An 11715-nucleotide genomic window follows, 5' to 3' on the forward strand; every position below is an offset into this window, starting at 1 on the left:
AGAATCATGAAAAAGATTGGCGTTGCTGGCTTACAGCGTGAGCAGATTAAAAAGACCATCGAAACCGCAGCACCGGGCTGCTTTGAAGTCTCCATTCATAACGATATGGAAGCGGCGATGAAGGTGAAATCCGGACAACTGGATTACTACATCGGCGCTTGTAACACCGGCGCGGGTGCAGCGCTGTCGATTGCCATCGCGGTGATTGGCTACAACAAAAGCTGCACTATCGCCAAGCCGGGTATTAAGGCGAAAGACGAACATATCGCAAAAATGGTTGCGGAAGGGAAAGTGGCTTTTGGTCTCTCCGTCGAACATGTTGAACATGCGATTCCGATGCTGGTTAACCACCTGAAATAAAAGGCATGACTATGGATCTGTATATTCAGATTGTGGTGGTGGCCTGCCTGACCGGCATGACGTCACTTCTGGCACACCGCTCGGCGGCCGTCTTTCATGACGGCATCCGCCCGATTCTGCCGCAGCTGATCGAGGGGTACATGAATCGCCGTGAGGCGGGAAGTATCGCGTTTGGTCTCAGTATCGGCTTTGTGGCGTCGGTGGGGATCTCCTTTACCCTGAAAACCGGCTTGCTCAACGCCTGGTTGCTGTTCCTGCCGACGGATATTCTCGGCGTGCTGGCGATGAACAGCCTGCTGGCGTTCGGTCTGGGCGCTATCTGGGGCGTATTGATTCTGACCTGCCTGCTGCCGGTGAACCATTTGCTCACGGCGCTGCCGGTTGATGTTCTGGGTAGCCTCGGTGAACTGAGTTCTCCAGTGGTTTCCGCATTCGCACTCTTCCCGCTGGTGGCGATTTTCTACCAGTTTGGCTGGAAGCACAGCATTATCGCGGCGGTGGTAGTACTGATGACTCGCGTGGTGGTGGTGCGTTACTTCCCGCATCTGAACCCAGAATCGATTGAGATTTTTGTGGGGATGATGATGCTGCTGGCGATCGCCATTACGCATGATATTCGCCACCGCGGTGATGAGGAGATGGATGCCAGCGGGCTATCGGTCTTTGAAGAACGAACTTCGCGGATTATTAAAAACCTGCCGTATATTGCCATCGTCGGCGCGCTGATTGCCGCCGTTGCCAGTATGAAAATTTTTGCTGGCAGTGAGGTCTCAATTTTTACGCTGGAAAAAGCCTATTCGGCAGGGATTACGCCGGAGCAGTCGCAGACGCTGGTTAACCAGGCGGCGTTGGCGGAGTTTATGCGCGGGCTGGGCTTTGTACCGATGATTGCGACAACCGCACTGGCGACGGGCGTTTACGCGGTAGCGGGTTTCACCTTCGTTTATTCCGTTGGCTACCTGGCACCGAATCCGTGGATTGCGGCAATCCTTGGCGCTATCGTGATTTCAGCGGAAGTGCTGCTGCTGCGCTCTATTGGCAAATGGCTGGGGCGTTATCCATCAGTACGTAACGCATCGGACAATATTCGTAATGCGATGAATATGCTGATGGAAATGGCACTGTTGATCGGTTCGATTTTTGCCGCCATCAAGATGGCAGGCTACACCGGTTTCTCAATTGCGGTAGCGATCTACTTCCTCAATGAATCGATTGGACGTCCGGTACAGAAGATGGCTGCGCCGGTGGTGGCGGTGATGATCACCGGTATTGTACTGAATATTCTCTACTGGTTTGGTCTGTTTGTTCCGGCCTGAGGAGGCGTAAAACATGAAGACGTTTCCTCTGCAAAGCCTGACGCTCACGCAAGCACAGCAAAAGCAGTTTGCGCTGGTGGATACGATTTGCCGTCACTTTCCTGGCGCTGATTTTCTGGCCGGAGGTGATTTGGGATTGGCTCCGGGGCTAAATCAGCCTCGGGTGACGCAACGTGTGGAAAAGGTGCTGGCCGAGGCATTTCATGCTGAGGCCGCAGCGCTGGTTCAGGGGGCGGGCACCGGGGCTATTCGCGCCGGGCTGGCTGCGCTGCTCAAACCCGGCCAGCGTCTGCTGGTTCATGATGCGCCTGTGTATCCCACAACGCAGGTACTTATTGAGCAGATGGGTATTACCCTGGTCAGGGCGGATTTCAACTGCCTCCCGACAATCACGCAGGCGATTACGCAGCATCGTCCTGACGCCGCACTGGTGCAGCATACGCGTCAGCAACCGCAGGATCGTTACGTGTTAGCCGAGGTGTTGGTGGAAATAACAAAGTGCGGCGTGCCGACGTTAACCGACGATAACTACGCGGTGATGAAAGTTGACGGCATCGGCTGTGAATGTGGGGCGACGCTGTCTACCTTTTCCTGCTTCAAGCTCTTTGGTCCGGAGGGAGTAGGGGCGGTGGTCGGCAAGGCGGAGGCTATCGCTAAAATCCGTGCGACGCTTTATTCCGGTGGCAGCCAGATTCAGGGCGCGCAGGCGCTGGAGGTGCTCCGCGGCCTGGTTTTCGCTCCGGTGATGCATGCGGTACAGGCTGGCGTTTCCGAACGGTTGCTGACAATGCTCAATAGCGGAGTGCTGCCCGAGGTGAAAAAAGCCGTCATTGCCAATGCTCAGTCGAAGGTGCTGATCGTGGAGTTTCACCAGCCGATTGCCGCTCGTGTGCTGAAAGCGGCACAAGAGAGAGGTGCGCTGCCATACCCGGTGGGAGCAGAGTCGAAGTATGAGATCCCTCCACTGTTATATCGTCTTTCGGGGACGTTTCGCGAAGCAAATCCGTCGCTGGGCGATTATGCGATTCGAATCAATCCAAACCGAAGTGGAGAAGAAACGGTGCTGCGTATTTTACGCGAGAGTGTGAGTGCGATAACATGTGAATGAGCATCGAATCTATAAATGCAAAAAACCGGGATATTCCCGGTTTTTTGTATCTGCGCAATCGCTTTTATTACTGATTTGCAGCCGGACCACAGCCACCAATAATTTTAGAAATCGAAATTGCTGGATGCAGGAAGTAATCGTAGCTGCAGTTATTTTTTGTGTTTTCGATATGACCAGTACACGCGGTCAGCGTAGCCAGAACACCAGCAACTAAGGTGATTTTTGCAAATTTCAGCATGTCAAAATCCTTGTTAGATATCTATTTCTAAATGGATGAAGTCCATTTTTCGCCGGATAAGATATCAACTAACATAAACTTTAAGTAGTCCAGAAAAGGACATGTCGCTTTATATATAAAACATACGATTAGTGAATTTAATTTAAATAAAAAAGCCTGGTATTAATAAATAATACCAGGCTGCTAGGTTTAATTAATTAACGAAATGTTTTTCTGAAATTCAACATAAAGCCTTTATCGTTGATGTTGTCCTCTTTCCACTGGTAAGCGTCCAGATTCAGACTGGCGTCTTTGGCGCTGTATTTCACACCGACCGTCGCCAGACCGTTGATGCCTCCGCCTTTTTGGTCGTCGTCTACGCCAAAGGACTGGCCTGCGGCACCTTGCAGTGACGCAGTACGCTGGCTTTTGCTGTAGCTCAGGTTCGGACCGCCTTCCAGTGTGGCGCTGGCGCTCCAGCCATTTTCACCGGTATAGTCGAACTTCATTCCGACAATGGAATCTACGGCGGTTTCGCTGCCAGCGTTCATCGACAGGTTAAAGTCCCCCGCGCTACGCTCTTTGTAGCCGCCTTCCAGCGTATGACGGAATTTCACCCCGGCGTACGGCGTGACTTTCAACGTATCGTTGAGCATGGTGAAGGTTTTCGCCCCTTCGCTGCGGAACTCAAGATACTGCTGACGTGCGTTGGAATCCGCCACCTTGTTGGTGTCGCCATAAGAGACAGAACGGCTGCTGTCGAGATTGTGCACGTCATAACGCAGGTTGTTGTTCCACGCCAGACCTTCATTAAACGCCATGCTGTGCTTCAGACCAAAGAACTGGCTGTAGCCACCGGTCAGACCGTTATCGCCCGCGGTCTTCGAACCGTCACCGTCCAGACGTGCGATACCGTACTCCAGCGTCAGATTCTGGCTGGCGGTGAGATCCAACGACTGACGTAATGCCAGCATGTCGTACTGGGTATCGTTGCCCAATTCAGCGCGTGGGTCGCCTTTCGCTACGACGTTGAACGCCAGGCCATCTTTAATTTGCGGCGCGGCATCGGCCAGCATGGTAAAGCGGTTGCTTAGCACGCGGGCTTCACGGAACGCGGTGATAGCCTGACTGCCGCTTACCTGTTTCAGAGCGCTGTTCAGCTCAGCGGTGGTGCTTACGTTAAGGCTGGTGTACAGCTCGTTGTTGGTGTAACCGGCGTCGAGCGCCTGCGCCACGTCACTGACAGAACCATCGGTCGCCACATCGGCATAGGCGTTTTTGGTCATGGTGACGTCAACGTTGCCGTCGCTGTCCTGGCTACCCTGTGCGTTCCACACTACGCTGGTGGATGTGATGTTGTCCGCACCCTGGATATTGCTGCCGGTGAAGGCGTTATCCACCACCACGGTGGTCTCCGCCGTGCCGCTGGTAAAACCGGTATCCACCTTCACGTTGTCGCCAATCACCAGATTATTGGCTTTCAGCGTACCGGAACTGCCATCGACGTTGGTGCCGACAATATAGTTGGAGAGCTGCTGCGGCGCGTTTGGATCCGCTGGCGGCGTGGGGATGCTGCCCTCGGTTGGGGCGGTAGCCGCATCTGGGATAACGATGTCTGCCGTACCGTTGTGGTCATTCAGCGTACCGGTGGTGCCCGGAGCGTAGATGTCGCAGCCGCTGTCGCACAGCAGGTTGATTTCACCGTTGTTAATGATGGCTTTGGTCTGGCCGCCAAACGCATACGAGTCATCCGCGTAAACGTTGATCACGCCGTCTGCGGTGTTGTTAATGGTGGTGGCATTACCGTTGCCTTTGATGCCGATAAGCCCGGTGCCGTTGGTGCCGTCCTCCTTGCCCTGCTCGGTACCGACGTTGATGGTGCCGCTGTTGACCAGGTTGATTACATAGCTGCTGGTGCCGCCGCTAATCGCTACGGCGTTATCGCCCTGCACGTTGATAGTGCCCTGGTTGCCGAAGTTATAGCCGCGGCCCAGATTGATTAGCGGCGCATCCGGGTTAATACCGTTAATCACGCCGGTTTCGGTGTTCCAGATCCATTTGGGACTGTTGCTGCCGTTGACCGTGGTGATGGCGCTGTAACCGTTGGTGGCGGTAATGGTGCCGCTGTTCACCTGAGTCAGCGAATCGTTGGCGCGCGTCAGGTTGATGATAGTGTTCTCGCCGCCTTCCACCGCGCTGCCGCTGTTGGTAAGTGTTGCGCCCTCTTCGTTATAGAAATAGAAGCTGCCGCTGACCAACGATTTGCCATCTTCCGACACCGTCATATCGCCAGTATTGACGATTTCCTGCTGGTAGCTGGTGCCCGCGATGGAGCCGGTGAAATCGCCGTCATTATAAAAAGTGACGTCGCCGTTAAGGGTTAACAGATCGGTGGTGATGCTGCCGCCCGCTTCATTGAAGAGGCTGTGCCAGGTGGAAATAGCGTTCGCGTCCAGCGTCCCGTAGTTGGCCAGCGCGTTAGCCCCGCCGTTAATCGTCAGGGTACCGTTGACGGTGAGCGAGGCCCCCGTCTCGTTGTACAGCCAGCCCCCGTTAACGTCCACATCGCCGTTCAGCGTTTCATTGCCGTAGTTCGCCAGCGTGCCGTTGGTGAAGAAACCCGCATCAGAGGTCTGGGTGTCGCTGTCGCCGCTGCCGGGCAGGGACTGGATCCAGATTTTGTCCGTTGGCGTACTGCCCATATGGGAATCGGCGTCATCCATCGGGCTGCCGTTGAGATTGATGGCGCCGTTGTTGATGATGTAACTGGTACTGTCGCTCAGGAACGCCTGGCCGTAATCAGCATCAATATTGATGGTGCCAGTCGTGTCGTTAATCACGACGCCACCGTTGAGCGCCGCCATCCCGACCAGCTCGTTTGCCTGGCCGGTCACGCCCTCATCGGCGGTCAGGGTGATCACACCCTGGTTAATCGCGGTGCCGCCATTAAGCGCCATCATGCCGAACCCGGCGTTATTAACGGTAATGGTGCCGGTGTTGGTAGCGGTAGCGTCGCCATCGCCACCGTCGGTGGCGCCAGCCACCATTCCTGAGCTGGTGAGATAGAGCGATGATGGCTGCCAGTAACTGGTGCCAGTGATGTTGTTTTCATCGTCCAGCGTCGGGATAAAACCATCCAGGTAAATATCGCCCTCGTTTATCGCTGTTCCTCTGCTGGCGCTAACGCCATACACACCTGCGCCCTGCAAATGGATAGTTGCGCCTTCATCATTGATAACGCTGCCGTATCCAGAGGACAGCATGGCGTAAAAGGTGTGGGTGTACCATTTCAGTGGGTATACGCCTATACCGGAGATGTACGCTGGCGTTTGGTCAGAAATAACGGTGATATCCCCGCCAGCCTTGTTATGAACAACAGAGCCGTTACCGTTAGCCTGAGTAATACCTGTACGGTTATCGCTGCCGCTGACGTTATTGCCCGTTGCATAAATAAGGATATTGCCGTTGTTGCTGATTTCTGCGCCATCGTCAGCGCGCATGATGGTATATACGCCCTGACTGGTGATGCTGCCGTTGTTTTCAATCGATGAACTTTCCCCGTCGGCCATTAGCAAGGCATTTGAGGTGAAATTGATCGAATCCACATATTTGGCATTAATATCAATAACTGAGCTGTCATCCAGAACCAGTGTGCCGCCATTTTTGACCTGAGCCAGCACGACATCGCCACCGCTAAGAGTTGCTGTATCTACAGTGGAGTGACCGCTTAGCGTGGCTTCACTGTTCCCATTGATATCAATACCATGAATAAGCACAGTGTCAAAATCGCCATATTCGCTGTGAGTAACATTAATACCGCCATCGATCGCGACACTGTTCCCGTCACCCGTCACGTTTAAGCCAACAACGTTCAGATATTGTCCGCTGACAGCGGACTGATCGCTAACATCAATGTTAAGCCCGCCATCAAGCGAAATATTATTGTTGTCACCGCCGACAGTGACGCCGGTTAGTGTTGTATCGCTGGCTATCAGAGAGTCCTGTATATAGTCAGCACTCATATTGACATTACCAGTGATATTAACGGTGTTGCTATCGCCACTGATGTTTACACCCGTTGCGCCACGAAATACGCCATCGCTGTCCTGCGCTGAGGTAACGTTAATATCACCATCAAGCGTTGCCTGTGACGAATCGCTGCTCACCTGGGCGCCAGTACCATTCAGGCTGACGTCGATATTCCCTTTGTTGTAAAAGGTGTTTTGTTCGCCCGCGATGATAAATCCGACGGAGCTTTCATCACGCACGGTCGCGTGACCGGTGTTTTTGATTTCGTTACCCGTCCCGTCTGTGACGATGCCCGTCGCACCGTTGGTGACCAGCATGTCACCTGCCTGGGTCAGATTATTATCATTACCATCAATGACTGCGGCAGTAGAGCCCGCACCATCCACGGTGATATCACCCGTATTCGCGATTCGGGAATTATCGCCCGCAATGACGGTACCCGTTGCGCCCTGCGCAATGGTTTGATCTCCTTCGCCAATAACCAGCGCCTTATTACCTGCGATGTACAGTCCGGTAGACCCCGCGCCGGTGACCGCGGAGTCGCCGGTGTTATCAATCACCGCACCGTCACCGGTCATTTTGGCTCCGGTCGCGCCGTCGGTAACGTTTAGCTCACCATCGTTAGTAATACGCGTTTTGTCGCCGGTGATGCTGATACCGATAGAGCCTGCGCCGTTGACATCGGTGGTGCCGATATTATCGAAGGTGGCGCTGTTGCCGTTAATCAGGATGCCCGTTGCGCCGCCGGAAATATCCTGCTTCCCTTCGCTGTTAATGGTTGCGTTGTCGCCGTCAATATATAGCCCGGTAGAACCTGCACCGCTGGCGGTGGTATCGCCTTTGTTGTCGATGAGGACATCATCACCGGTAATCTTTGCCCCGGTAGCGCCGTCGGCCACATAGAGTTCGCCATCGTTAATAACGTGCGAGTTGTCGCCATTGACGATGGAGCCGGTTGAACCTTGACCGCTGATGTTAGAGGTGCCGGTATTCGCCACCGTGGTTTCGTTGCCATCGATCACCATGCCGGTGCCGCCACCTGTGACGTCAATGCCACCTGAAATCCGGGTGGTGGTGCCGTTACCTGAAATCAGCGCGCCGGTTGCGCCGTCGACGGTGCTTTGTCCTGAAATCGTATTGGTGGTGTTGTCACCGGTAATGACGATGCCGACCGCACCATCGCTGACGGAGGAATCACCGCTTAACGCGTTGTTTGTCCTATCGCCGGAGATGATGACCCCGGTTTTACCTTCACCACGGGTATCAACCCCGCGATCGGCAACGTGTGACTCGTCGTCGCCCGTTGCAACGGTGGTTTGATCATCGGCAACGATCAGGTATCCCTGGCTGTCATATTTCCAGTACAGATCGCTTCCTTGCACCGTACCTTCAATGACGGCGGCATTCTCGTCGGTTACTTTCCAGTCGGATACCAGCAGCGTTTTACCGTCTTGTAACGTGATCTGCCACCGATCGTCCTGTTCGACGTAATTCCACACGGCGCCGCCGAGGTCCGTGCCGCTATCCAGCTTGATGCCGTCAAATGTCAGTGTGTTCAGGCCTTTATCGATGGTGACGCCGTTACTGAAGGTAATAACAGAGGTATCATCAGGTGGTGTAGGTGTTACATCGCCGCCATCGTCGTCGGGAGGTGTGGGCGTTACATCGCCGCCATCGTCGTCGGGAGGTGTGGGAGTTACATCGCCGCCATCGTCGTCGGGAGGTGTGGGCGTTACATCGCCGCCATCGTCGTCAGGAGGTGTGGGCGTTACATCGCCGCCATCGTCGTCAGGAGGTGTGGGCGTTACATCGCCATTATCTGATGGGGTTGCCGGAGTATCATTATGGTGGGAATGGCCGCCGCCATTGTTATCGATACCTATCGCTACACCAGCTGTTAGCGCAGCGACACCACCCGCGACCCATCCCCAGTGATTGTCTTGTTCTGTATAATCTGCCAGGCAGCGTGCGGAGAGTTTGTCACGTTCGGCTTTTGATAATACGGATATATCAGTAGGGCAATCATTGTCATCGTCGCTGCTATCTGCGGCTATCGCCGGGAGATAGTAAGTTTGCAACGCAAGAGCAATACCCACAGCAATGAGTTTTTTCCTTTGCATAATCGACATCCTTAAATAAATACGCACAAAACATGCCATTGAAGGCATGAATTTATTTCGAGGTAATTTATTATTTTGCCACTGAATGACAGTGTTTCGTCAAATTACTCAATGGTCAGGTATTATTTAGGATGTGAATTTAATTTATGGGTTGTTCGGATATAAACAGGGTTTTTTACGTGTTTTTTATAAATAAGAGCGTAAATATATTTTGTTTATGAATGAATTTAGTCTTTCTTAATTCAGCTTTGAGAATAAATCATGAATAACAAACGAGAAAATAAATGCCCTGAGAGTCAGGGCATTTATTAGCATTCAATTAATGATTCGAGAACCAGTTCAACTTATCGCGAAGGCCTACCACACGACCAACAATAATTAGCGCTGGGCTTTCAACCTGTTGCGCCAACTCACCTAGCTGGGTCAGTCCCCCGTTGACGACACGCTGTTTCACGGAGGTACCGTTTTCTACCAGGGCGACGGGCATATCGGGCTGCATGCCAAATTCGATCAATTTTTCCTGGATCGTGGCCGCCTGGTTTAGCCCCATGTAGAACACCAGCGTTTGTTTCTCTGCTGCCAGGTTTTCCCAGTCCAGCTCTCCGCCGGTTTTCAGGTGTCCGGTAACCAGACGCACGCTCTGAGCGTAATCACGATGGGTCAGTGGAATGCCGGAATAGGCAGAACAACCGGAGGCTGCGGTAATACCCGGCACTACAGAGAATGGAATACCGGCATGGCACAGCGTTTCCAGCTCTTCGCCACCGCGGCCAAAGATGAACGGGTCGCCACCTTTCAGTCGTACCACGCGCTTGCCCTGTTGTGCTTCACGCAGCAGGATCTGGTTGATCTCTTCCTGCGGTACGCAGTGATAGCCTGCACGTTTACCAACGAATACCCGGTCTGCGTCGCGGCGTACAAGGTTCATGATATCGTCGGAAACCAGACGGTCATAGACCACAACATCCGCTTGCTGGATCTGCTGTAGCCCTTTCAGCGTCAGCAGGCCGGCATCGCCAGGACCGGCGCCAACCAGCACCACTTCACCACGGTGATCCAGCGGTTCGCTGAGCATTTGCTCAGTGGTTTCCTCGACGGCTTTCAGGTCATTGTTCGCCAACGACTGCGCCAGGCGGTCATTCACGAACAATTTTTCCCAGAAGCGGCGACGTTCACCCATGCTGGCAAACTGTTGCTTCACTCGGGAACGCAACTTGCCGGCATACTGCGCGACCTGGCCCAGATGCTGAGGCAGTACGGATTCAAGCCTTTCACGCAGCAGACGGGCAAGGACTGGCGATGTCCCGCCGGAGGAGACCGCCACCATCAGCGGTGAGCGGTCGATAATGGAGGGCATGATAAAACTGGCTGCTTTTGGCGCATCGACCACATTGCAGAAGATACGACGTGATTCTGCGGCGGTGCTGACGCTTTGGTTGACGGCATCGTCATCGGTGGCGGCAATAGCCAGCCAGCAGGTGTCGAGCAGGGACTCATCGAACGGTCCCTCCACCAGCGTCAGCATGCCTTCATCTGCCCATACGGTGAACTGTGGAATAAACGCCAGCGCATTAACCGTTAAACGGGCGCCCGCTTCCAGCAGTAACCGCGCTTTGCGTTCTGCGACATCACCACCGCCGACGATCAAGCAGTCGCGGTCACGTAGTTGACAAAATATAGGCAAATGATCCACGACATTACCCCTTAATTATTGGCAGCAGCCTCTGGCTGATTGATTTTTGCCGGAGCCGGACGCTCCGATTTTGGCGTAGCATACCAATAACCTAATCCCATGAATACGACACCGGACAAAGTATTACCGAGTGTCACCCACAGCAGGTTATGACCAATTCCTGACAGGGTATAGGCTTCGCTGTGATGGCCGAACCAGGAGAGGGCAAACAGCGTCATGTTGGCAACGGAGTGCTCGTAGCCGGAAGCGATAAACGCCAGCAGACACCACCAGATAGCGAGGAATTTTGCCGCGCCTTCGGTACGGATTGCCATCCAGATTGCCAGACAAACCAACCAGTTACACAGTGCGCCTTTAAAGAACAAAACCATCGCAGGCGCGGTCGTTTTCGCCAGAGCAACCGAATGGACGATGCTGGTATCGACCGGCAGCAGGCTACCGCCACCCCAACTGTAAAGCAGAGCGACAAACACGGAACCGACCAGGTTACCCAGCCAGGTTTTTGGCAGGATTGCCCACATCTGACCGTGGCTGATGGTGCCTGCTTTGACGCCGAGCGTCAGAAACATGGTGTGACCGGTAAACAGTTCCGAACCGGCAATAATGACCAGCGTTAAGGCGATACCAAAGGTTGCACCCATCACAAGAGGACGAACGGACGGGTCGAGCAGATTACCGAGGGTGAAAATAAGAATGATGCCGAGACCCACATAGGCTCCCGCCATTGCCGAACTGATCCAGAATCCGAGCGGGTTATTAGCCGACAGGCGTGCGATGCGCGCAGCGTTAGCCGCACACTTATTGATAGTGTCTGTGAACATGTGTTGATTATCCTTGAAGTACAAACAATAAAAAGAAATCGTAACCGTAGG

The 11715-nt window shown here is 53.7% G+C and carries 7 protein-coding genes; 3 read left to right on the forward strand and 4 right to left on the reverse strand.

The genetic code is table 11. The features are described 5' to 3' along the window. The first annotated feature begins 6 nt into the window (after nucleotides 1–6). From JQN59_RS01630 to JQN59_RS01640, 3 genes are read left to right on the forward strand one after another with little or no spacing between them, the layout of a single operon-like run. A complete protein-coding gene (locus JQN59_RS01630; protein WP_003023576.1) occupies nucleotides 7–360 on the forward strand; it encodes a DUF2620 domain-containing protein in 354 nt (117 codons plus the stop codon). Between the two features lie 11 nt (nucleotides 361–371). Next, nucleotides 372–1676, forward strand: a complete 1305-nt coding sequence (locus tag JQN59_RS01635; protein WP_008786313.1) for a YhfT family protein — start codon at nucleotides 372–374, stop codon at nucleotides 1674–1676. 13 nt (nucleotides 1677–1689) lie between these two features. Next, the gene (locus JQN59_RS01640) at nucleotides 1690–2784 is read left to right on the forward strand and encodes an aminotransferase class I/II-fold pyridoxal phosphate-dependent enzyme (RefSeq protein ID WP_149607330.1); all 1095 of its coding nucleotides are present in this window, start codon (nucleotides 1690–1692) and stop codon (nucleotides 2782–2784) included. A gap of 67 nt (nucleotides 2785–2851) precedes the next feature. Here the strand turns inward: JQN59_RS01640 and JQN59_RS01645 are convergent, their stop codons facing one another. The 4 genes from JQN59_RS01645 to nirC all read right to left on the reverse strand — a co-directional run bounded on the left by JQN59_RS01645 (nucleotide 2852) and on the right by nirC (nucleotide 11664). Beyond that, nucleotides 2852–3022 (reverse strand): YhfL family protein, encoded by a 171-nt coding sequence (locus JQN59_RS01645; RefSeq protein WP_003827690.1) that lies wholly within the window; start codon nucleotides 3020–3022, stop codon nucleotides 2852–2854. Nucleotides 3023–3219: 197 nt separating this feature from the next. Next, on the reverse strand, nucleotides 3220–9150 hold the full coding sequence (gene bigA, locus JQN59_RS01650; RefSeq protein ID WP_442781400.1) for an autotransporter adhesin BigA: 5931 nt from the start codon (nucleotides 9148–9150) through the stop codon (nucleotides 3220–3222). A 319-nt stretch (nucleotides 9151–9469) separates the two neighbouring features. After that, on the reverse strand, nucleotides 9470–10843 hold the full coding sequence (cysG, locus tag JQN59_RS01655) for a siroheme synthase CysG (RefSeq protein WP_149607329.1): 1374 nt from the start codon (nucleotides 10841–10843) through the stop codon (nucleotides 9470–9472). Nucleotides 10844–10854: 11 nt separating this feature from the next. Further along, the gene (gene nirC / locus JQN59_RS01660) at nucleotides 10855–11664 is read right to left on the reverse strand and encodes a nitrite transporter NirC (protein ID WP_008786308.1); all 810 of its coding nucleotides are present in this window, start codon (nucleotides 11662–11664) and stop codon (nucleotides 10855–10857) included. Nucleotides 11665–11715 lie beyond the last annotated feature (51 nt).

This window comes from Citrobacter sp. B72 (genome assembly GCF_016894305.1).
GTDB lineage: Bacteria > Pseudomonadota > Gammaproteobacteria > Enterobacterales > Enterobacteriaceae > Citrobacter > Citrobacter portucalensis.